The 20,631-nt window shown below is 72.4% G+C and carries 20 protein-coding genes; 12 read left to right on the top strand and 8 right to left on the bottom strand.

What is annotated here, in order from left to right; all coding sequences use genetic code 11:
• Positions 1-4 precede the first annotated feature (4 nt).
• The 5 genes from Q7L65_RS01290 to Q7L65_RS01270 are packed head-to-tail and all read left to right on the top strand — an operon-like array spanning position 5 to position 5,145.
• Positions 5-1,438 carry an NAD(P)/FAD-dependent oxidoreductase gene (locus Q7L65_RS01290; protein WP_304718401.1) on the top strand — a complete coding sequence of 478 codons (1,434 nt, stop codon included), beginning with the start codon at positions 5-7 and terminating at the stop codon, positions 1,436-1,438.
• Positions 1,435-2,670 carry an FAD-binding oxidoreductase gene (locus Q7L65_RS01285; RefSeq protein ID WP_304718400.1) on the top strand — a complete coding sequence of 412 codons (1,236 nt, stop codon included), beginning with the start codon at positions 1,435-1,437 and terminating at the stop codon, positions 2,668-2,670. The genes Q7L65_RS01290 and Q7L65_RS01285 overlap by 4 nt, the downstream gene beginning before the upstream one ends.
• 21 nt (positions 2,671-2,691) lie before the next feature.
• Complete coding sequence (locus tag Q7L65_RS01280; protein WP_304718399.1) at positions 2,692-3,663, top strand: dihydrodipicolinate synthase family protein; 972 nt, start codon at positions 2,692-2,694, stop codon at positions 3,661-3,663.
• A gap of 7 nt (positions 3,664-3,670) precedes the next feature.
• A complete protein-coding gene (locus tag Q7L65_RS01275; RefSeq protein WP_304718398.1) occupies positions 3,671-3,997 on the top strand; it encodes a (2Fe-2S)-binding protein in 327 nt (108 codons plus the stop codon).
• Between the two features lie 44 nt (positions 3,998-4,041).
• Entirely contained in the window at positions 4,042-5,145 is a 1,104-nt protein-coding gene (locus Q7L65_RS01270; RefSeq protein WP_304718397.1) for a mandelate racemase/muconate lactonizing enzyme family protein, read from the top strand.
• Between the two features lie 50 nt (positions 5,146-5,195).
• On the opposite strand, the gene Q7L65_RS01265 is transcribed toward Q7L65_RS01270, so the two are convergent.
• Both Q7L65_RS01265 and fabG read right to left on the bottom strand, forming a co-directional pair.
• Positions 5,196-6,365, bottom strand: coding sequence for an acyl-CoA dehydrogenase family protein (locus tag Q7L65_RS01265; RefSeq protein ID WP_304718396.1), 1,170 nt, complete (start codon positions 6,363-6,365; stop codon positions 5,196-5,198).
• Positions 6,365-7,117 carry a 3-oxoacyl-ACP reductase FabG gene (gene fabG / locus Q7L65_RS01260; protein ID WP_304718395.1) on the bottom strand — a complete coding sequence of 251 codons (753 nt, stop codon included), beginning with the start codon at positions 7,115-7,117 and terminating at the stop codon, positions 6,365-6,367. The genes Q7L65_RS01265 and fabG overlap by 1 nt, the downstream gene beginning before the upstream one ends.
• Before the next feature lie 175 nt (positions 7,118-7,292).
• Between fabG and Q7L65_RS01255 the strand changes: the two genes are divergently transcribed.
• Positions 7,293-8,504: an MFS transporter gene (locus tag Q7L65_RS01255; RefSeq protein WP_304718394.1), complete on the top strand. Its 1,212-nt coding sequence runs from the start codon at positions 7,293-7,295 to the stop codon at positions 8,502-8,504.
• A gap of 4 nt (positions 8,505-8,508) precedes the next feature.
• On the opposite strand, the gene Q7L65_RS01250 is transcribed toward Q7L65_RS01255, so the two are convergent.
• Complete coding sequence (locus tag Q7L65_RS01250; protein WP_304718393.1) at positions 8,509-9,495, bottom strand: zinc-binding dehydrogenase; 987 nt, start codon at positions 9,493-9,495, stop codon at positions 8,509-8,511.
• A 118-nt stretch (positions 9,496-9,613) separates the two neighbouring features.
• On the opposite strand from Q7L65_RS01250, the gene Q7L65_RS01245 reads away from it, so the two are divergent.
• Together Q7L65_RS01245 and Q7L65_RS01240 are read left to right on the top strand one after the other, a co-directional pair.
• Positions 9,614-10,702: a flippase-like domain-containing protein gene (locus Q7L65_RS01245; RefSeq protein WP_304718392.1), complete on the top strand. Its 1,089-nt coding sequence runs from the start codon at positions 9,614-9,616 to the stop codon at positions 10,700-10,702.
• A gap of 124 nt (positions 10,703-10,826) precedes the next feature.
• Positions 10,827-11,825 carry a hypothetical protein gene (locus Q7L65_RS01240; protein WP_304718391.1) on the top strand — a complete coding sequence of 333 codons (999 nt, stop codon included), beginning with the start codon at positions 10,827-10,829 and terminating at the stop codon, positions 11,823-11,825.
• 108 nt (positions 11,826-11,933) lie between these two features.
• On the opposite strand, the gene Q7L65_RS01235 is transcribed toward Q7L65_RS01240, so the two are convergent.
• Entirely contained in the window at positions 11,934-12,524 is a 591-nt protein-coding gene (locus Q7L65_RS01235; RefSeq protein ID WP_304718390.1) for a PadR family transcriptional regulator, read from the bottom strand.
• Between the two features lie 144 nt (positions 12,525-12,668).
• Here Q7L65_RS01235 and Q7L65_RS01230 point away from each other — a divergent pair, with 144 nt between their 5' ends.
• Positions 12,669-13,145, top strand: a complete 477-nt coding sequence (locus Q7L65_RS01230) for an SHOCT domain-containing protein (RefSeq protein WP_304718389.1) — start codon at positions 12,669-12,671, stop codon at positions 13,143-13,145.
• Positions 13,146-13,182: 37 nt separating this feature from the next.
• Here the strand turns inward: Q7L65_RS01230 and Q7L65_RS01225 are convergent, their stop codons facing one another.
• From Q7L65_RS01225 to Q7L65_RS01210, 4 genes are all read right to left on the bottom strand, one after another.
• Positions 13,183-13,935 carry an amino acid ABC transporter ATP-binding protein gene (locus Q7L65_RS01225; RefSeq protein WP_370552510.1) on the bottom strand — a complete coding sequence of 251 codons (753 nt, stop codon included), beginning with the start codon at positions 13,933-13,935 and terminating at the stop codon, positions 13,183-13,185.
• A 17-nt stretch (positions 13,936-13,952) separates the two neighbouring features.
• A complete protein-coding gene (locus Q7L65_RS01220; protein ID WP_304718387.1) occupies positions 13,953-14,849 on the bottom strand; it encodes an amino acid ABC transporter permease in 897 nt (298 codons plus the stop codon).
• Positions 14,850-14,993: 144 nt separating this feature from the next.
• On the bottom strand, positions 14,994-15,905 hold the full coding sequence (locus Q7L65_RS01215) for an ABC transporter substrate-binding protein (protein ID WP_304718386.1): 912 nt from the start codon (positions 15,903-15,905) through the stop codon (positions 14,994-14,996).
• Between the two features lie 345 nt (positions 15,906-16,250).
• Positions 16,251-16,748, bottom strand: a complete 498-nt coding sequence (locus Q7L65_RS01210) for a flavin reductase family protein (protein WP_304718385.1) — start codon at positions 16,746-16,748, stop codon at positions 16,251-16,253.
• Between the two features lie 174 nt (positions 16,749-16,922).
• Between Q7L65_RS01210 and Q7L65_RS01205 the strand changes: the two genes are divergently transcribed.
• The 3 genes from Q7L65_RS01205 (at position 16,923) to typA (ending at position 20,584) form a co-directional block, all read left to right on the top strand.
• Complete coding sequence (locus Q7L65_RS01205) at positions 16,923-17,519, top strand: potassium channel family protein (protein WP_304718384.1); 597 nt, start codon at positions 16,923-16,925, stop codon at positions 17,517-17,519.
• 107 nt (positions 17,520-17,626) lie between these two features.
• Positions 17,627-18,598, top strand: a complete 972-nt coding sequence (locus Q7L65_RS01200) for a hypothetical protein (RefSeq protein ID WP_304718383.1) — start codon at positions 17,627-17,629, stop codon at positions 18,596-18,598.
• A 120-nt stretch (positions 18,599-18,718) separates the two neighbouring features.
• Entirely contained in the window at positions 18,719-20,584 is a 1,866-nt protein-coding gene (gene typA / locus Q7L65_RS01195; protein WP_304718382.1) for a translational GTPase TypA, read from the top strand.
• The last annotated feature ends 47 nt before the right edge of the window (positions 20,585-20,631 follow it).

Raw genomic sequence — 20,631 nt, 5'->3', positions numbered from 1 at the left:
TCGGTTGGCTGAGCAAGCGTCTTACGACCTGCTCGTGGCCGGCGGTGGACCCGCCGGGCTGGCAGCGGCTGCGCAAGCGGCCGCTGCCGGTCTGTCGGTCCTGCTGGTCGACGAACGGGTCACGCTGGGCGGACAGATCCACAAGCGCATGGGCCCGGGCTTCGAGGTCCGCGACCCGAGCGCGCTCGGCCCCGACTACGTCCGCGGCGGCGCGCTGATCGACGCCGCGGTCGCGTCCGGGGCGGAGATCCGGCTGCGCACGAGCGTGCTCGCGCTCGACGGCGACGCCGTCGTGCTCGCGACCGACGGCGAGCGCGCGCAGACCGTCACCGCGCGCGTGCGGCTGATCGCCGCCGGCGCCTACGACCGTCCCGTCACGTTCCCCGGCTGGACGCTCCCCGGCGTGCTGACCGCGGGCGGCGCCCAGACGCTCGTCAAGACGCAGCGCGTGCTGCCGGGCGAGAACATCCTCTTCGCGGGCAGCGGCCCGCTCGCGCTCGCCTTCCCGGCGCAGCTGCACGGCTACGGCGCGAACGTCTCGCTCGTGCTCGAGGCCGGCCCGCCGCCGCGCGCCGCCGACGTGATCGGCATGGGCCTCGCGGCGCCCGGCAACGTCGGCCTGCTGCGCGACGCGATCCGCTACCGCTCCCAACTGCTGCGCGGCCGCATCCCGCTGCGCTACCGCCGCATCGTCGTGCGCGCCGAGGGCGACGGCCGCGTCGAGTCGGTCACGCACGCTGCCGTCGACGCCGACTGGCGCGTCGTCGCGGGCACCGAGGAGACGGTCGCGGCCGACACGCTCTGCCTCGGCTACGGCTTCGTCCCGTCGACCGAGCTGCCGCGCCTGGCCGGCTGCGCGTTCGGGTTCGACGAGAACCGCGGCGGCGCCTGCGTCTCCGTCGACGAATGGATGCGCACGTCGGTCCCCGGCGTGCTGGCGGCCGGCGACGGCACCGGCGTCGAAGGCTCCTACGTCGCCGCCGACGAGGGGCGCCTCGCGGCGATCGGCGCGGCGGTCGAGCTGGGCCGCAGCACGAGCGCTGAAGCCGTCGTCGCCGCCGCCCCGATCCGCCGCCGGCTCGCGCGCAAGCGCGTCTTCGGCAGAGCGCTGAGGCGGATGCACCGGATCGGCCCCGGCGTCTTCGAGCTGGCCGCGCCGCAGACGATCGTCTGCCGCTGCGAGGAGGTCACTCGCGCGACGCTCGACGAGGCGATCGCCGGCAGCGGCGACGTCAACGTCGTCAAGAGCCTCACGCGCGCCGGCATGGGCCTCTGCCAGGGGCGCAACTGCCAGCGGCAGATCGCCGCGTCGGTCGCGCGCCATCACGGCCGCTCCGTGTCGGCGATCGAGGCCGCGACGCCGCGCCTGCCCGCGCGGCCGGTCCCGCTCGGCGCGATCGCGCAGGCGCCCGCCGACGACCCGGGGCGGTTCCAGTGACGACGAACCCTGCGCACTGGCTCTCCGCCGACGCCACCACCGGCGACCTCCCGGCCGAGACCGACGTGCTGATCGTCGGCGGCGGCATCGCCGGCGTGGCGCTCGCGTACTACCTCGCCGGCGCCGGCACGGAGGTCGTGCTGGTCGAGCGCGACGCGCTCAACCGCGAGGCGTCCGGCACCAACGCCGGCTCGATGCACCTGCAGATCGCGATCCACCAGCTGACCTCGCCGGACGTCTCCGACGCGCTCGAGCGGCTGACCGAGGAGACACGGCTCGCCGCCGAGGCGTTCGAGCTGTGGGCCGGCTGGGAGCGAGAGCTGGACGGCCCGATCGGCATGCACGTGACCGGCGGCCTGATGGTCGCCGAGACGCCCGAGCAGCTTGCGCTGCTGCGCGCCAAGCAGCCGCTCGAAGCGGCCGCGGGCCTGGAGACGCACGTGGTCGAGGGGGAGGAGCTGCGCACGCTCGCGCCGTTCCTGTCCGAGCGCGTCACCGGCGCGACCCACGCCCCCGCCGAGGGTCACGTCGACGCGCTGCGGGCGGTGCCGCTGCTGGCGCTGCGCGCGGTCCAGCGCGGCGCGCGGATCCGCACCTCGACTGCGGTCACCGGCATCGACTGCGAGGGCGCCGACGGCGGCGGCCCGTTCCGCGTGCGCACCAGCGCCGGCACGATCCGCGCCCGCCGGCTCGTCAACGCCGCCGGCGCCTGGGCCAACCAGCTCGCCGCGCTGGCCGGCGGGGAGCTGCCGATGATCGTCCAGGGCCTGCACGTCAACGTGACCGAGCCGCGCGAGCGCTTCCTGAAGCCGCTGGTCCAGCACATCGGGCGGCGGCTGACGCTGAAGCAGGCCTACAACGGCACGTTCATCATCGGCGGCGGCTGGCCGTCGCGCGCGGCCGCACCGCCGCAGCGCTACACGACGATGTGGCAGAGCGCCGCCGGCAACGCCGACGTCGCCGTCAGCGTCGTGCCGGCGCTGGCCGACGTGCGGCTGCTGCGAACATGGTCCGGCGTGATCGCATGGACCCCGGACGTGGCGCCGCTGCTGGGCGAGTCGCGCCGCACGCCGGGCCTCTGGACGATCGTCGCCGGCTCCTCCGGCTACACGATGAGCCCGTTGTTCGCGCGCATGCTGGCCGAGTCGATGAGCGCCCCCGGCAGCAAGTCGCCGCTGCCCGCCGAGTATTCCCCCGACCGTCCCCCGGCGCGTCCGCCGGCGAGGGCTTGAACCGATCAGAAGGAACGCACCGTGAACCGAGACGACGTCACCTGGGCCGGCTACTGGGCCGCAGTCCCCACGCCCTTCCACGCGGACGGCAGCCTCGCGCCGGAGCTGCTGACCAGGCTGGTCGAGTGGTACGTCGGCCAGGGGGTCCACGGCCTGGTCGTCAACGGCACGACCGGCGAGTGGTTCTCGCAGACGGCCGACGAGCGCAAGCAGGTCGCCGAGGTCGCGCTCGCCGCGGTCGCCGGTCGCGTGCCGGTCGTCGTCGCCTGCACGTCGTACACCGCCGAGCAGGTCGTCGACTTCGCGCGCCACGCGATCGCCGTCGGCGCCGCCGGCTTCGCCTCGACGCCGCCGCCGTACGCGAAGCCGTTCGAGGACGAGATCGTCGCCTTCTACGAGGACATCTCGGCCGGGATCGACGCGCCGCTGATGATCTACAACTGGCCGCACGGCACCAGCGTCGAGATCGGCACGGAGCTGGCGCGGCGCCTGGTCGAGATCCCGACGGCGGTCGCGCTGAAGGACTCGACGCCGAACGCCGACCAGTTCTTCGCGACCTCGCGCGCGGTCAACGACAGAGTCCGCGTCTTCGGCCCGTACATGTCGACGTACGGCTACGCGCAGCTGCGCGAGCACGGCGGCGACGGCTCCGTCGGCGGCGGCTCGCTCTACGGCGCGCCCGACCCGGCCTTCTGGGACGCCCACTGGGGCGGCGACCACGAGGCGGCGCTGGTGCACGCGCGCCGCACCGAGGAGCTGTTCCCGAAGTTCTGGCTGCCGGGCGGCTGGGCCGGCCAGCACGGCCACTACGCCAGCGAGCTGAAGGCGATCATGGACGTGCTCGGCCAGCCGGGCGGCACCGTGCGGCGCCCGCGCCTGCCGGTGACCGATCCGGCGAAGCTCGCCGAGATCCGCCGGATCGTGATGGAGGAGCCGCTGCTGAAGGCGCAGGCCGAGGCTGCCGGCGGCGCCGCCACGGGCGCGGAGGCGTAGTCCCGCGATGGCCGCGTCGCGCCGCCTGAAGCTCAGACCCGCGCTCGTGCGCGGCCCCGAGGTGACGATCCAGCTCGAGGGCGCGCCGCTGCGCGCGCACGAGGGCGAGACGGTCGCGGCGGCGCTGATGGCGGCCGGCCACGGCGTCACGCGCCGGACCGTCGGGGGCGCGCCGCGCGGCGTCTACTGCGGGATGGGCGTCTGCTTCGAGTGCCTCGTCGTCGTGGACGGGATCCCCAACACGCGCGCCTGCATGACGTGGGTGCGCGAGGGGATGGAGGTCGCGCGGCAGGACGGCCTGCGCGCGACCGACGACGCGCTTGGCGGGGCGTGAGGGCGATGCGGATCGCCACCGACGCGCTCGGCGGGGCCTGACCGATGCGGATCGCGCGCATCGACCTCTTCGGGCAGTCGCTGACGTACCTCTACGGCTCGTTCACGCTGTCGCGCGACCGCGTCGCCGCGACGGAGCAGACGACGCTCGTGCGCGTCACGGCCGACGACGGCAGCGAGGGCTGGGGCGAGGTCTGCCCGCTGACGGGCGCCTACCTGCCGGCGTTCGGCGGCGGTGTGCGCGCGGCGCTGGCCGAGCTGGCGCCGGCGCTGATCGGCGCCGATCCGCGCACGCTCGCCGACGTCACGGCGCGGATGGACGCGACGCTGATGGGCCAGGGGGCGGCCAAGAGCGCGCTCGACGTCGCCTGCTGGGATCTGCTCGGCAAAGCGGCGGGGCAGCCGCTGGCGACGCTTCTGGGCGGTCGCGTGAACGATCCGCTGCCGCTGTACGAGGCGATCCCGCTCGGGACGCCCGACGAGACGGCGCAGAAGCTCGCCGACAGCCAGGCGCGCGGCTTCACGCGCTTCCAACTGAAGGTCGGCAGCGACCCGCGCAGGGACGCGGCCGCGCTGCGGCGCGTGCTGGAGCTGACCGGCCCCGACGACCTCGTGATCGTCGACGCCAACGCGGGCTGGCGGCTCGACGACGCGCTCGTCGCCGTGCGGCTGCTGGAGGGCTTGCCGATCTACCTGGAGCAGCCCTGCCGCGCCTTCGCCGACTGCCTCCACGTGCGCCGCGCGACCGGCCTGCCGATGATCTACGACGAGCTCGTCACCGACGCCGCCAGCCTCGTCGCGGCGGTGCAGGAGGGCGGCGCGAGCGTCGTCAACCTGAAGCTGTCGAAGGTCGGCGGGATGACGAGAGGCAAGCTCCTGCGCGACCTCGCGGTCAGCCTCGGCGCGCGCGTGATGGTCGAGGACAGCTGGGGCGGCGACGTCGCGACCGCCGCGATCAGCCACCTCGCCGCCAGCACCCCGCCCGGCGCCCTGCTGGCGACCTCGTACGTCAACGACGCGACCGCCGAGCACGTCGCCGGCCACGTCCCGCGCTCGACCGACGGGCACGGCTCGGTGCCAAGCGGCGCGGGTCTGGGGATCGCGGTCGACGTCGAGGCGCTCGGGGCGCCGTTGTTCAGCGCGGGCTAGGCAGGCGCGGTCGCTCGCCCGCGCGCCGCTCGCCCCCGCGCACCGTCCCCCTACGCGAGGTGCCCGCCGATCCGGCGCCGCCCCGCCAGCAGATCCCGCGCGATCGCGCGGCGTTGGATCTCGTCGGTGCCCTCGAAGATCCGCCACAGGCGCGCCTCGCGGTACCAGCGCTCGATCGGCAGCTCGCGGGTGTAGCCCATGCCGCCGTGGATCTGCATCACGCGGTCGACGACGCGGCCGGCGGCGGTCGCGCCGCCGAGCTTCGCCAGCGCCGACTCGTGGCGCGCGTCGCGGCCCTGCTCGACCGTCCAGGCGGCGACCAGCACGAGCCAGCGCGCCTGCTCCAGATCCAGTTCGCAGTCGGCGATCATCGTCTGGATCATCTGGTGCTCGCCGATCGCCTTGCCGAACGTGCGCCGCTCGTTCGCGTACTGGACCGCCATCCCCAGCAGCCGCTCGGTCGCGCCGATCGCCTGCGACGGGATCACGTAGCGCCCGCGCCCGATCCACTCCATCGCGAGTCTGAAGCCCTCGCCGACCTCGCCGAGCACGTTGCGGTGCGGTACGCGCACGTCGACGAAGCCCATCGACGCGGGCGTCGAGGGACCCATCGTGTGGATCGGATCGGCCGTCCAGCCCATCGCGCGGTCGACGAGGAAGGCGGTGAAGCCGCCGCGGAAGCCCTGCTCGGGATCGGTCACCGCGATCACGATCGAGAAGTCCGCCTCGACGCCCTTCGTGATGAACGTCTTCTCGCCGTTGAGGACCCAGTCGTCGCCGTCGCGCACGGCGCGCATGCGGATCGCGGTCGCGTCGGAGCCGGCCTCGGGCTCGGTGATCGCGAAGCAGGAGATCCGCTCGCCCTCGATCGTCGGCGTCAGGTACTCCTGCTGCTGCTCCGGCGTGGCGCGGAAGAGGATGTTGTCGGCGTCGCCGCCGAAGACGAACGGCACGAACGTGCGCCCGACCTCGGTCCAGACGAGGCTCTGCGTGACGGGGGAGAGGTTCGCGCCGCCGTGCTCGGTCGGCGTCCCGATCCCCCAGAAGCCGAATCTGCGCGCCTGCGCCTGCAGGTCGCTCAGCTCCTGCGGCGTGATCCCCTTCTCGCCGCGCCGCTCGCGCTGCAGCACCTCCGGCTCCAGCGGCATCACCTCTCTGGCGATGAACGCGCGCGCGGTGTCGCGGATGTCCTTCTGCTCGTCGGTCAGGGAAAGGTCCATCAGCGCTGCCCTCCTGTGACGTAGATGGTCTGCCCGGTCACGTGGCGGGCGTCGTCGCTGGCGAGGAACGCGACGACCGCCGCCACGTCCTCGGGCTGCGCGACCCGCCGCAGCGGGATCTGCTCGGCGACGCGCGCGCGGTAGTCCTCCGGCTCGATCCCCTGGCGTCGCGCGGTCGCGTCGGTCATCTCGGTCGCGACGAAGCCGGGCGCGACCGCGTTGGCGTTGATCCCGAACGGTCCCAGCTCCTGCGCGAGCGTTGCGGTCAGCCCCTGGATCCCGGCCTTCGCGGCGGCATAGTTCGCCTGCCCGCGGTTGCCGAGCGCCGAGCGGCTGGAGAGCGAGACGATCTTGCCGCTGCGCGCCGGCACCATCACCCGCTGCGCGGCGCGAGCGCACAGGAACGCGCCCTTGAGGTTGACGTCGAGGACGGTGTCCCAGTCGTCTTCGCTGAGCTTGAAGAGCAGGTTGTCGCGCGTGACGCCGGCGTTGTTGACGAGCACGTCGAGCCGCCCGCAGCGCTCGGCCACCTCGGTGACGGCGGCCTCGACCTCGTCGGCGCAGGCGACGTCGGCGACGAGCGGGAACGAGGTGCCGCCGATTCGCCGCGCGCTCGCTCCCGCCGCCTCGGCGTCGCGATCGAGCACGGCCACGGTTGCTCCCTCACTCGCCAATCGCTGGGCGACCGCGGCGCCGATCCCGACGGCGGCGCCGGTCACGAGCGCGACGCGATCGCTGAAGCGTTGCGACATTCCCCTGGTCCTTTCCTCGACTGTGCGACAGCCTTCCCGTTGGTGGATAGCGCACGCGGACAGGGCGATGCGCCGCCACGTGCGCCGCCGTCCGCATCGCGCCGGTCGACGACGCGGCCGCCTCTGTGACGAGCGTCCCGCAACGAGCGCGGGCGCGCCGCTAAGGTCGCTCGTCGTGCCCGCTGCCGCCCGTCCGCGCTTCCCGCTCGCGATCTTCGCCTTCGCGCTCTGCTCGTTCGCGATCGGGACGACCGAGTTCGTCATCATCGGCCTGCTGCCCGAGGTCTCCGACGGGCTGCAGATCTCGATCCCGATGGCCGGCCATCTGGTCTCGGCGTACGCGCTCGGGGTCGTCGTCGGCGCGCCGTTGATGATCGCGCTCGGCGTGCGGCTGCCGCGGCGCGCGCTGCTGCTGGCGCTGATGGTGCTGTTCGTCGCCGGCAACATCGCCTCGGCGCTGGCGCCGTCGTTCGGCTGGCTGTTCGCGGCGCGCGTGATCACGGCGCTGCCGCACGGCGCGGTCTTCGGCCTCAGCGTCGTCGTCGCGTCGCAGCTCGTCGAGCCGTCGCGGCGCGCGGCGGCGATCTCGCTGACGTTCCTCGGGCTGACGCTGGCCAGCTGCGTCGGCGCGCCGCTGTCGACGCTCGTCGGCCAGCAGCTCGGCTGGCGCGCGGCGTTCGTCGTCGTCGCGGGGCTCGGGCTGCTGGGGCTCGCAGCGCTCGCGCGGACCGTGCCGCACCTGCCGCCGGCGAGAGGCGTCACGGTGAAGCACGAGATCCGCGTGCTCGCGCAGCCGCGGATCCTGCTGTCGCTGGCGATCGCCGTCGTCGGCTTCGCCGGCGTCTTCGCCGCGGTCGGCTACGTCGCGCCGATCCTCGAGAACGTCGCCGGCTTCTCGGAGGCGTCGGCGATCTGGGGCCTGTCGGTGTTCGGCCTCGGCCTGACGACCGGCAACCTGCTGTCCGCGCGGCTGCAGCGACGGATCAGAACGCAGCGCGACAGCGCGGTCCTGATGACGCAGGTGCTGGTGGTGCTCGGGATCGTGCTGGCGGCTTTCGTCGCGACCGCGCACGTGCCGATCCTGGCGGTGCTGAACGTCTACGCGATCGGCGCCGTCGGCTTCACCGCGGTCCCGATCCTCCAAGCCCAGCTGCTCGACATGGCCGCCGCCGCCCCGACGATGGCCTCCGCGACCGTCCACTCCGCCTTCAACCTCGGCAACGCCCTCGGCCCCTTCGCGGGCGGCATCGCAATCGGCGCCGGCCTCGGCGACGCCTCCGCCGCGGGCGCCGGCGCAGTCCTGACCGCCGCCGGCGTCGTCATCGCCGTCGCCGCTGTGCGCCTCGCGAGCCGGCCGGGCGGCGGCGCCGTGCCGCAGCCCGCCTGAGGCCCTACGGCACCAACACCACCTTCCCGCGCGTCGCGCGCCGCTCCAGCGCCGTGTGCGCGGCGGCCGCCTCGGCGAGCGGGAACGTCTGGACCGCGGGAACCAGCGCCCCGCTGGCCGCCGCCGCCAGCGCGTCGCGCTCCAATCCGCGCAGGCCGCCGGGGCGGCGGCTGATCGCGGGGCCGACGGCGGCGGAGACGGTGAGGCCGCCGGCGTAGAGGTCGTCGGTCGTGACCTCGGTCGCGGTTCCGGACGACCAGCCGTAGAGGATCAGCCGGCCGCCGGGGGCCAGCAGCTGCATCGCGCTGCGGCCGAGCGCGCCGCCGACGCCGTCGAAGGCGACCGTCAGCGCGTAGTCGCCGAGCTGCTCGCGCACCTGCTCGGCCCAGTCGGGCTGCTGGTAGTCGATCGCGACCGCCGCGCCGAGCGCCCGCACGCGCGCCACCTTCTCGGGTCCGCCGGCGACCCCGACGACGAGCGCGTCGACGTTGCGCGCGGCCTGCAGCAGCAGCGTGCCGATCCCGCCCGCGGCGGCCGTCACGAGCACGACGTCGTCGGCTCTCAGCTGCGCCACCTCCAGCACCGCCAGCGCCGTGCGGCCGGTCCCGATCATCGCGACCGCGCGCTCGCTGTCGAGCGCCTCCGGAACCGCGTGCAGCCCATCGGCCGCCGCGACGGTCGCGCCGGCGTAGCCGCCGACCACCGGCTCGCGCCCGAGGTGCGCGACGACGCGGCGGCCGAGCCATTCGCGCGCCACGCCGGGGCCGAGCGCGTCGACGACGCCGGCGACCTCGCGGCCGGGGATGTGCGGCAGCGCGGGCAGCGGCAGCGGCGGCCCGCCCTGCCCGGCGCGCAGGCTCGTGTCGAGCAGATGGACGCCCGCCGCGCCGACCGCGATGCGGACCTGCCCGGCGGCCGGCTGCGGGTCGTCGACCTGCTCGTAGACGAGGTTCTCGGGCGGGCCGAAGGCGTGCAGTCGGATGGCGTGCATGGCGGTCTCCAGAAGGTCGTCAGGGAGGCGTCCGCCACCGTAGTTCTTCAACTGCGCTTGAAGTCAAGCGGAAGACCCGCCCCTGTCCAGAATTGCATGCACGTGCAACAATTTAGATATGAGTCCCCCGCCGCCACCACCCGAGGTCGCCACGTCGGCCCCGGGCGCGAGCGGCTCTGCGACGCGCTCGAGCGCCCGTGCTGCGCTGCCGAGCGAGTTCGAGCCCCGCAAGCTGATCAAGCACGCGCTGCAGGTCGCGGCGCTGATCGGCGTGCTCGTGCTGGTCGCGCTGCTGGCCCCCGGGCTCGGCGAGGTGCGCGACCACCTGACGGAGGCGAAGCCGGCCTGGGTCGCGGCCGCGGTGGGGCTGGAGCTGCTCTCGTGCATCTCCTACGTGCTGATGTTCCGGCCGATCTTCTGCCGCCAGATGCCGTGGAAGTCGGCCAACCAGATCGGCTGGTCGGAGATGGGGATGGGCTCGATCGTGCCAGCCAGCGGCGCCGCCGGCCTCGCGCTCGGCGCGTGGGCGCTGGTGCAGGGCGGGATGGCGCCCGAGCGCGTCGCGCGCCGCTCGGTCGCGTTCTTCCTGATCAAGAGCTCGGTCAACTTCGTTGCCGTCGCCGTGCTCGGCACGGTGATGGCGATCGGCCTCGTCGGTCCCGACCTGTCGTTGTGGCTGACCGCCTTCCCGGCGTTCCTCTCGCTGCTCGTGATCGCGGCGATCCTGCTGCTGCCGCGCCTCGGCGAGGGGGCGCCAGTGGCCGACGACGCGTCGAAGGTCAAGCGCGGCGTCGCGGCCGCGCGCCGCAGCGTCATCACCGGCACGCGTGAGGCGGTCGAGATCGCCCGCTCGGGCGACCCGCTCGTGCTCGTCGGCGCGTTCGGCTACTGGATCTGGGACAACGCCGTGCTGTGGGCGACCTTTCATGCCTTCGGCGCCCACGTCAGCATCTGGGTGGTCCTGCTCGGCTACCTGATCGGCCAGCTCGGAGGCCTGCTGCCGATCCCCGGCGGCATCGGCGGGATCGACGGCGGCCTGATCGGCACGCTGATCGTCTTCGGCGCGCCGGCCGCGGCGACCGCCGCCGCGGTCCTGACCTACCGCGTGATCCTCTTCTGGCTGCCGCTGATCGGTGGCGCGATCGCGTTCATCTCGCTGAGGCGGAGATTGGCGCGCGAGGGCGACCAGCTGCTGATCAGCTGCTGAGCGCGCGGGGCCTCGCGGGCGCCGCTGCGCTCGACCATCGGTCTGCGCGGCGAATGACCGGCCGGTCCAACGGTCATGATCCGTTGTGAGCCGCCGCCGGTCGCGGCCCGGACCAACCTGAGCAGTGCCCCCGGACCTCACGACGACAGATCAGGAGATCGCCGCGCTGCTGCGCGCGGTCGCTGACGCGATGGAGCGAACGGCCGCGCCGTCCGCCGCGATCGAGGGGGAGCAACTGGAGCAGTACCTCGGCGACGTCGTCGACATCACCTTCAGCGGCAGCGAGGAGCAGCGTGTCGCGCTGATAGCGCGGCTGCTGACGCTCGCGCGCACCGTCAACGCCGAGCACGACGCCGACCTGCGCGACTACGCCTGGCTGCGGCGCCTGGAGCGCCCGCTGCGGCGCTGGGAGCGCGACCGCAGACTCGGCACCGCCCACGCCCGCCCACGGCCCGCAGAACTGGACGCGCGCGTCGCGATGTTCGGCGCCGCGATCGGCCCCGACGCCGTGATCGGCGCGCACACGGTCGCGCTGTCGGTCGCCGAGCTGGTCGCGATCCACCAGTTGGCCGGCGCGACGAGCGTGGAGGAGGGGATCGCGGCGCGCGCGTCGCTGGCGCCGCTGCTGGAGGAGGCCGCGAGACTGCTGCGGCGCGACTCGCCCGACTTCGGCGTCGGCGTCTTCGAGCAGCCGGGCGCCACGCTCGCCCACGTCGACCAGGCGACGTGGCAGATCGAGCAGATCCTGCAGCACCAGATCGGCGCCGAGGAGCTGCCGTGGCTGCGCACGCTGTGGCTGGAGGTCGCGGCCGCGATCGTCTTCGCGCACGACGCCTACGAGCGGCGCGACGACCATGCCGCGCTGTGGCTCAGCGTGCTCGACCTGGCGGCGGAGAAGCTCAGCGTCGGCGAGCTGGCGGAGGACCCGACGCTGTTCGACGAGGCCCGCACGCTGACGCTCGTGCGCTCGGTCGCGCTGCAGCTCGCGGCGCTGTGGCTCGACGAGGCGCGCGACGCGAACGAGCTGGCGAGCGTGCCGATGCTGGAGGACCGCCTCGTGACCGCGGCCGCCCAGTCGCTGATCGCGGCGTGGGTCGCGCATCGCAGGTTGGCGAGCGCGTAGGGGGCGGTGCCGCGGCGCGCTTGGCCGCCGCCGCGCTTGGTCGCCGCCGCGCTTGGCCGCCGCACGCGCGCCTTGCCGTCGCGCGAGCAGCGCGGCGAGCGTTCGCCGCTACGCCGCCGACGCCAGCGCCGCCGCCTGCAGCAGCGCCGCACGCGGGACGTTGCCGTCGTCGTCGATGCTGGCGATCGTGCGGACGGCCATGCGGATCCAGCGCAGGTCGCCGTGCAGGCGCTCGATCACCGCGGCGTCGGCGAGCCAGCGCACGGCCGTGTCCCAGCGGATCTCGGCGGCGCCGCCGTCGAGCTGCTCCAGCGTCGCCTGGGCCGCGATCTCGCGCAGGCAGTCGCGCTCCATCCGCTCCAGCTCGTTGCGCAGCAGCGCCAGGTGGGCGCCCTGGGCGACGGCGAGCTTGAGGTACAGCTCGCCTCGCAGCGGCTCGCGGCTGAGCGACTCGCGCATCCACGCGGCGAAGCGCTCGACGCCGGCGGGGGTGGCCTCGTAGTAGACCTTCACCTGGCGACCGACCTGGACGCGCTTGGCCTCCGCGACGAGCTGCTCCTTCGCAAGCTGGTCGAGTGCGACGTAGACGGTGCCGAAGGCGGCTCTGAAGCCGGGGCCGAGCCGTCTCTGCAAACGGTTGGCGAGGTCGTAGCCGTAGCCGCGGCGTTCGATCAGCATTCCGAGCACTGCGTACTTCATCGACAACGCCGACCCCTCCTCGTGGCGATCGACCAGCTTTCCCCCGTCAGCGACACGCGCCGATCCTAGGCGACATGGCTATTGCATGCGCAGTATTCAGTAGTGACACTGACGCGTGCGGCGACGCGCGGTAGCATCGCGCCCGTGGGCCTCTTCAGCAAGCTCCGCCGTAATCGCGACGACGACCCGTTGCGGGTCGGCGGTCAGATCAACGTCACCACCCACGTCGTCGGCGACGACGACGGTCGCAGCGATGATCACGGTCACAGCGACGCGAGCGACCCGCTCCACGTCTTCGCCGACATGATGCGCAGCGGCGGCGCGTTCTCCGGCGGCTCGGTCCAGTTGACGGGCGACCTCAGCCACATCAGCGACCGCCAGCGCGAGCAGCTGCGCGCGTTCGGGATCGATCTCGACGCGCTCGCGAGCGCCAGCGCGGCGGCGCAGGCGGCCGCTCCGGCCGCCTTCACGATCCCGGCGAGCGGAGCCGGCGGCGCGCCCGGGGGAGACGACGAGACGCTCTCGCGCCTGGAGCGGCTCGCGAAGCTGCGCGAGCAGGGCGTGCTGACCGACGAGGAGTTCGCGACGCAGAAGCGCCGCATCCTCGGCGAAGCGGACTGAGCGGCGCCCGCGCGGGGCGCCGCCCAGAGCAGACGTCCTACAGGACCTTCGAGAGGAAGTCCTGCGTGCGCGCCTCTCTCGGGTGGACGAGCACCTGGTCCGGCGTGCCGGCCTCGATGATCATGCCCTCGTCCATGAAGACGACGGTGTCGGCGACCTCGCGCGCGAAGCCCATCTCGTGCGTGACGACGAGCATCGTCATGCCCTCCTCGGCGAGTTGCCGCATGACAGCGAGCACGTCGCCGACCAGCTCGGGGTCGAGCGCGGAGGTCGGCTCGTCGAACAGCATCAGCTTCGGTCTCATCGCCAGCGCACGGGCGATCGCGACGCGCTGCTGCTGGCCGCCCGACAGCTGCGACGGGTAGTTGCCGACCTTCTCGCCGAGCCCGACGCGCTCCAGCAGCGCCATGCCGGTCTCTCTGGCCTCTCGCTTGGAGACCCTCTTCACCTGCACCGGCGCCTCGCAGACGTTCTGCAGCGCCGTCATGTGGCCGAACAGGTTGAAGTGCTGGAAGACCATCCCGATGTCGGCCCGCTTGCGCGCGACCTCGCTCTCGCGCAGTTCGTAGAGCTTGTCGCCGCTCTGGCGGTAGCCGACCAGCTCGCCGTCGACCGAGAGCCGGCCGCCGTCGATCTGCTCGAGGTGGTTGACGCAGCGCAGGAAGGTCGACTTGCCAGAGCCGGACGGCCCGATGATGCAGGTCACCTCGCCGGGCTGGACGGTCAGCGAGACGCCCTTCAGCACCTCGACGCGCCCGAACCGCTTCTGCACGGCTTCGGCCCGGACCATCGGCTCTTGCGTCGCGCTCACAGGCCGCCTCCTTCCGGCTTGACGATCGGCTCCGCGTGCTGCGGGACCAGCAGCTTCTTGATCCGCTGCATCGGCGTCGGCGGCAGCTCGCGGCGGTGGCCGCGGCCGAAGCGACGCTCGAGGTAGTACTGGCCGATCGTCAGCAGCGTCGTCAGCGCGAGGTACCAGATCGAGGCCACGATCAGCAGCTGGATCGTTCTGTAGTTCTGTGCGTAGATCAGCTGCGCCGCGTAGAGCAGCTCGGCGGTCGCGATGACGGAGACGAGCGAGGTCGTCTTCAGCATCGAGATCGTCTCGTTGCCGGTCGGCGGGATGATCACGCGCATCGCCTGCGGCAGCACGATCCGCCGCATCGTCTGCAGGCGCGACATGCCGAGCGCCTGCGAGGCCTGCGTCTGGCCCTCGTCGACGGAGAGGATGCCGGCACGCACGATCTCGGCCATGTAGGCGCCCTCGTTGAGACCGAGGCCGAGCAGCGCGGCGACGAACGGCGTTATGAAGGTGTTGGACTGCAGCGTGAAGAAGTCGGGGCCACCGAACGGGATCCCGATCGTTATGTCGGGGTAGAGGGCGGCGATGAAGTTCCAGAACAGCAGCTGCACGAGCACCGGGGTGCCGCGGAACAGCCAGATGTAGAAGCCGCTGACGCCGGCCACGAGCGGGTTCGGCGACAGCCGCATGACGGCGAGCAGGATGCCGATCAGGACACCCGCGACCATCGCGCAGACCGTCAGCTCGAGCGTCAGCACGAGGCCGTCGATGATGCGGCCGTCGAACAGGTAGTCACCGACCACGCCCCACTCGAAGCGGGGATTGGTGAGGACCGAGTTGACCGCTATCGCGACGAACAGCAGCACGACCGCCGCGGCGATCCAGCGGCCGACGTGGCGCACGGGGATCGCGACGATTGCTTCAGGGGCCGCGCCGGAGGGGGGGCCGCCCGTGGGCGATCCGGCGGGTGAGGGGGAGGCCGACCCCGCCGGCGTGTCGCCGGCGGGGTCAGAGGGTGAACTGGACAGGGTCGTGCTCCAGGTCGCCTAGTCGATGGCCCCGTTGATTCTCGGATCCGTGATCGCGCCCTGCTGCACGCCCCACTGATCGAGGATTCTCTCGTACGTGCCGTCGGCGATGAGCGCTCTGAGAGCGGCCAGAACCGGCTCCGCCAGACCGCTGTCCTTGGGCAGTGCGATGCCGTACGGCGCGGTGCCGTAGGGCTCCCCGTCGAGTCTGAACTGACCGTTGGACTGCTTGACGATGTACGCCGCGACGGGCGAGTCCGCCATGCCGACGGCGGCACGGCCGCTCTGGATCGCGAGGTTGGCGCCGTTCTGGTCGGGATAGACCTGCAGGTCGGCGGGCGTGTCGCATCTTCTGTTCTGCGCCTGCACGTCGGAGGCCTGGGTCGTGCCCTTCTCGACCGCGACCTTCTCGCCGCAGACGTCCGCAAGCGAGGAGATGTCCGGGCCGCCGTCTCTGACGTAGAACGACGTACCAGCGTTGAAGTACGTCACGAAGTCGACGGTCGCCTCGCGCTCTCTCGTGTCCGTGAAGGAGGACATGCCGAGGTCATATCTTCTGGCCGCAAGGCCGGGGATGATGCCGTCGAACGTCGCCTTCACGACTTCGACCTGCAGACCGAGCTGTCTGCCGATGGCGACAGCGAGGTCGGGATCCATGCCGATGATCGTCTTGCCGTCTCTGTCGACAAACTCGTTCGGCGCGTACGTGGGATCGGTCGCGACGACGAGCTTGCCCTTGCTTCTGATGTCTTCGGGGACGGCGATGGCATCACTGGCCGGGGCTTCGGTCGTGGCTGCCGACGTCTCGACGGGAGCAGACGCAGTGGTCGAGCTATCGTCGTCGGAGCCACAGCCGGCGACGCCGAACGCGGCGACGACCAGCAGCAACAGGGCGGTCAGCAGCCAGACAGGCCGCTTTGACAACTTCATTCAGCACCTCACGAGTCGTGGAACCGACATGTTTCTCTCCTCCCGACGACCGTACATGGGACGCACGTCGGACATCCGCAGCAACCTCTTCAGCCACTGGGATAGCTCGGGCGTGTGACGCATGTGCACGGTCGGGCCAATCGTAATGCCATTGAGCACTCAACGGCCCTTACGACAGCCGATCGAACCCGGCCATGATACGGCTGTCAGCGCCCGCTCCCAGCCCAGGCTGTACAAAGCTGTCGAGGGCGATCTTCCCCTGTGTCGCACTGGCAATCGGTGCTCCGCGTCAGCCTTCGATCCGCGCCGGCCCCCGGCGCGCCAGCCCGATCGAGCTGCCGTCGATCAGGGCGCATGACCCGGCGCGATCCGCCGCGCGCGGTGGAAGCGCAGCGGCTGCGCGTCTCTGCGGGCCGAGACGACGACCGGCTCCAGCAGGAAGCCGTCGTGGTCGCCGAGCCGTATCCGCTCCAGCACGCGCCCGGCGAACCAGGTCTGCAGCCGCTCCAGCACCGGCACGTTCTCGGGACCGTGTCTCCAGGCGACGCGCGCGAACTTGTCGATCGCGTCGCCGGTCTCGCCGCCGAACAGCTCGGCGAGGTCGCCCGCGTCCTCGTCGACGAAGTGGACGACGAGCGTGTCGGTCTGGCACGCGACCTTGTACGTGTGGTTCTTGCGCGAGATGCAGGCGAGGAAGCGCGGGGGGTCGACCGACGCCTGCGTCGCGAAGCCGATCAGGCACCCGGCCTGTTCGCCGTCGGGCCCGCGCGCGGTCACGACGAACATCGTCGTGTCGACGTCGGCGAACAGGCGCGCGAAGCTTCGTTGCAGCGGTCCGCTCATCGACGGAGGTGATACCCGCCGCGGCGTCGAACACGCGCTTCAGACATGGACGAGCGCAGCGAACGATGGGCGAGACGATTCGAGGTGCCGCTGCTGGTCGCGGCGCTGCTGGTGATCCCGCTGCTCGTGCTCGACCAGACCGACCTCGGCGAGCCGTGAACGACCGTCGAGAACGTGCTCGACTGGGGCACATGGCTGGTCTTCGTCGCGGAGATCGTCGTGATGCTGTCGATCGTGCCCGACAAGAAGCGCTGGCTTCGGCAGCACCCGATCGACGTGATAGTCACGATCTTCAGCCCGCCGGTGCTGCCGACGAGCCTCGCCGCGGCACGGCTGCTGCGGCTGCTGCGGGTCCTGCGGCTGCTGCGCCTGGCGCCGCTGGCGCGGCGGCTGTTCTCGCTCGACGGCGTCAAGTACGCCGGACTGCTCGCGTTCCTGACGCTGATAGGAGGGGGAACGGCGTTCGCGGTCGTCGAGCACCGCGAGAGCGAGTGGGACGGGATCTGGTGGGCGGCGCAGACGATGACGACGGTCGGCTACGGCGACGTGCCGGTCACGACGGTCGCCGGCAGAGTGATCGGGATCGTCGTGATGGTGATCGGGATCGGCTTCGGCACGCTGCTGATCGGCTCCGTCGCCGAGCGCTTCATCGCGCACGAGGTCGACACCGACCTCGACGCGACGGAGATCGAGCTGCAGCACGAGCTGCGCGAGGTGGCGCAGCGGCTGGCGAGGATCGAGCAGGCGCTCAACGCGCGCGCCAGAGGATGAGGGTGGGGCCCGCGAGGCACGGGCGCAGCCCGCCGCGCACGCCGGGGAACAGGGAAACCTGGCATGGATCTCCGCAACATCCGGCCGCGCCGGAGGTTTGCATTGCGATGCGACGACCCGGAACCCTGATCCCGCTGTGCGCCGCGGTGGCCGCCTGCCTCGCCCTCGTCCTGCCCGTCGCCGGCGCCACCGCCGCGGTCACCGCGACGATCGAGGATCCGCTGGAGGCGGCCGCGTTCGTGCCCGACCTCGGCCGCACGACGGTCGCGCTCGGCGACGACACGACGCTGGCGGTTGCGACGGCGATCGTCGCGCGGCCGCCGGCCGGCTGGGGCGGCTGCGTGCCGCTGCCGGCGGGCACCTGTCTGCCGGCGCAGATGAGCGTCAGCTGGCTGTTCGACCACTCGCCGGGCGGCAGCCCGCAGGAGAGCGGCGCCGACGCGAAGGTCGTCGCGATCCCCGCGGGCGGCACGACGACGTGGCAGAGCGCGAGATGGGATCGCTACAACGCGCGCTGGACGATCGGCACGGTGCCGGTCGGCGGGACCGACATCTCGGGCGTGCGCTGGTCGCTGCGGGCGAGCGAGCTGGGCATGCCGCCGGCCGGCGCGGGCACGACCGCGAGCGCGAACGTGCGGGTGGTGGCGAGCTTCCGTGCGCTCGGCGAGGACGGCACGCCGATCGAGGCGTATGACGAGGCGGGGCCGCTCGTACTGCCGCTGGGCGGGTTGCCGCCGGTCCCGGCCGCGGGCGTCGACGGCCCGGTGCCGGATGCGGGCTTGCCGCCGTCCGCGCCGTCCGCGCCCGCGCCGACGGCGCCCGCGCAGCAGTCGCGCCCGGGCAGCGCGACACCGACCGCGGCGACGAGATCGGCCGCCGCCTGCAGCCTGGCGCGCGGCCGCGTCACGCAGCTGGAGCGCCGCATCGCGCAGCTGCGGAGGGTCGTTCGGCACGGAGCGGTCGCGGCGCACCGGCGTGCGGCGCGCAGATCGCTGCAGCGGCTGCGTCCGCAGCGGGCGAAGGCTCGCGTGCGCGCGCGTAGTGCGTGCGCGAGAGCTGCACGAACGACGCCGCGCTGAAACGGCGGCGGGTCGCGCGCTGAGGCAGCGGATCGGCGCGCGCCGAGGCCGCAGCGCGGGTGCCGCGGGCGGCGCCGGATCGGTGCGACGCGGTCCGACGCTCTATCCTGGCCCGTCGCCATGGCTATTCGTTCAGATCTCCGCAACGTCGCGATCGTCGCCCACGTCGACCACGGGAAGACGACCCTCGTCGACAAGCTCCTGTGGCAGTCGGGTGCGTTCCGCTCCAACCAGGACGTCGCAGAGCGCGTCATGGACTCGATGGACCTCGAACGCGAGAAGGGCATCACGATCCTCGCGAAGAACACCGCCGTCCAGTACGGCGATGTGAAGGTCAACATCATCGACACCCCCGGCCACGCCGACTTCGGCGGTGAGGTCGAGCGCGGCCTGACGATGGTCGACGGCGTGCTGCTGCTGGTCGACTCCTCGGAGGGTCCGCTGCCGCAGACGCGCTTCGTGCTGCGCAAGGCGCTCGAGGCGCATCTGCCGGTGATCCTCGTGATCAACAAGGTCGACCGCCCGGACTCGCGCATCAAGGAGGTCGTCAACGAGGTCTACGAGCTGTTCCTCGACCTCGACGCCGACGAGACGCAGATCGAGTTCCCGATCGTCTACACGAACGCCAAGGACGGCTGGGCGTCGATGGACTTCGACCCCGACAACCCCGTCGACGGCAGAGACCTCAGACCGCTGCTGGACCTGATCGTCGAGCACATCCCGGCGCCGAGCTACGAGGAGGACCACCCGCTGCAGGCGCTGGTCACGAACCTCGACGCGTCGCCGTACCTCGGCCGCATCGCGCTGGCGCGCGTGCGCCACGGCGTCATCAGACGCGGTCAGACGATCGCCTGGTGCCGCACCGACGGCTCGATAGAGAGAGTCAAGGTCACCGACCTCTACATCACCGAGGCGCTGGAGCGCGTCGAGGCGAGAGAGGCCGGACCGGGCGAGATCATCGCGATCGCCGGCCTTGCCGACGTCACGATCGGCGAGACGCTCGCCGATGCCGACGACGCCCGTCCGCTGCCCGTGATCCACGTCGACGACCCGTCGCTGTCGGTCACGATCGGCGTCAACAACTCGCCGCTGGCCGCGACCGAGAAGGGCACGAAGGTCACCGCGCGCCTGATCAAGGGCCGGCTCGACTCCGAGCTGGTCGGCAACGTGTCGCTGCGCGTGCTGCCGACCGAGCGCCCGGACACGTGGGAGGTCCAGGGCCGCGGCGAGCTGCAGCTGGCCGTCCTCGTCGAGCTGATGCGCCGCGAGGGCTACGAGCTGACCGTCGGCAAGCCGCAGGTCGTCACGCGCGAGATCGACGGCAAGCTGTGCGAGCCGATGGAGCGCATGACGATCGACATCCCCGAGGAGTACGTCGGGGTCGTGACTCAGCTGCTGGCGCTGCGCAGGGGCCGCATGGAGCAGATGATCAACCACGGCACCGGCTGGGTCCGGATGGACTACGTCGTGCCGGCGCGCGGGCTGATCGGCTTCCGCACCGAGTTCCTCACCGAGACGCGCGGCACCGGGATCATCAACCACGTCTTCGAGGGCTGGGAGCCGTGGCACGGCGAGATCCGCACGCGCCCGTCCGGCTCGCTCGTGGCCGACCGCGCCGGCAGAGTCGCGTCGTTCGCGCTCTTCTCGCTGCAGGAGCGCGGGATCCTCTTCGTGGGGCCGGGCACCGAGGTCTACGAGGGCATGATCGTCGGCGAGAACGCGCGCCAGGAGGACCTGGACGTCAACGCCGTGCGCGAGAAGAAGCTCAACAACATCCGCTCCTCGACCGCCGACGAGCTGGAGCGGCTCGTGCCGCCGAAGATCCTGTCGCTGGACCAGGCGCTGGAGTTCGTGCGCGAGGACGAGTGCGTCGAGGTGACGCCGGGCGCGGTGCGGATGCGCAAGGTCTACCTCGACCAGACCTCGCGGCAGAAGATGGCCCGCGGTCGCGCGCGCGACCGGTTGTCGGCAGCGGAGTCGAAGTAGCGGTTCTCTGGCGGTCCGGCCGGTCGTCCTCGGATCGACCGGCTGCC

Origin of the sequence: Conexibacter sp. CPCC 206217 (assembly GCF_030646165.1) — a bacterium.
GTDB lineage: Bacteria > Actinomycetota > Thermoleophilia > Solirubrobacterales > Solirubrobacteraceae > Conexibacter.
The sequence above is the reverse complement of the archived record's forward strand: the minus strand, read 5'-3'. Positions and strand labels throughout refer to the sequence as shown.

Coding starts and splice junctions, on each gene's coding strand:
- Q7L65_RS01275 (WP_304718398.1), top strand. CDS start 3,671: ATGGCCGCGTCGCGCCGCCTGAAGCTCAGACCCGCGCTCGTGCGCGGC.
- Q7L65_RS01270 (WP_304718397.1), top strand. CDS start 4,042: ATGCGGATCGCGCGCATCGACCTCTTCGGGCAGTCGCTGACGTACCTC.
- Q7L65_RS01265 (WP_304718396.1), bottom strand. CDS start 6,365: ATGGACCTTTCCCTGACCGACGAGCAGAAGGACATCCGCGACACCGCG.
- fabG (WP_304718395.1), bottom strand. CDS start 7,117: ATGTCGCAACGCTTCAGCGATCGCGTCGCGCTCGTGACCGGCGCCGCC.
- Q7L65_RS01250 (WP_304718393.1), bottom strand. CDS start 9,495: ATGCACGCCATCCGACTGCACGCCTTCGGCCCGCCCGAGAACCTCGTC.
- Q7L65_RS01245 (WP_304718392.1), top strand. CDS start 9,614: ATGAGTCCCCCGCCGCCACCACCCGAGGTCGCCACGTCGGCCCCGGGC.
- Q7L65_RS01235 (WP_304718390.1), bottom strand. CDS start 12,524: ATGAAGTACGCAGTGCTCGGAATGCTGATCGAACGCCGCGGCTACGGC.
- Q7L65_RS01225 (WP_370552510.1), bottom strand. CDS start 13,935: ATGGTCCGGGCCGAAGCCGTGCAGAAGCGGTTCGGGCGCGTCGAGGTG.
- Q7L65_RS01215 (WP_304718386.1), bottom strand. CDS start 15,905: ATGAAGTTGTCAAAGCGGCCTGTCTGGCTGCTGACCGCCCTGTTGCTG.
- Q7L65_RS01210 (WP_304718385.1), bottom strand. CDS start 16,748: ATGAGCGGACCGCTGCAACGAAGCTTCGCGCGCCTGTTCGCCGACGTC.
- Q7L65_RS01200 (WP_304718383.1), top strand. CDS start 17,627: ATGCGACGACCCGGAACCCTGATCCCGCTGTGCGCCGCGGTGGCCGCC.
- typA (WP_304718382.1), top strand. CDS start 18,719: ATGGCTATTCGTTCAGATCTCCGCAACGTCGCGATCGTCGCCCACGTC.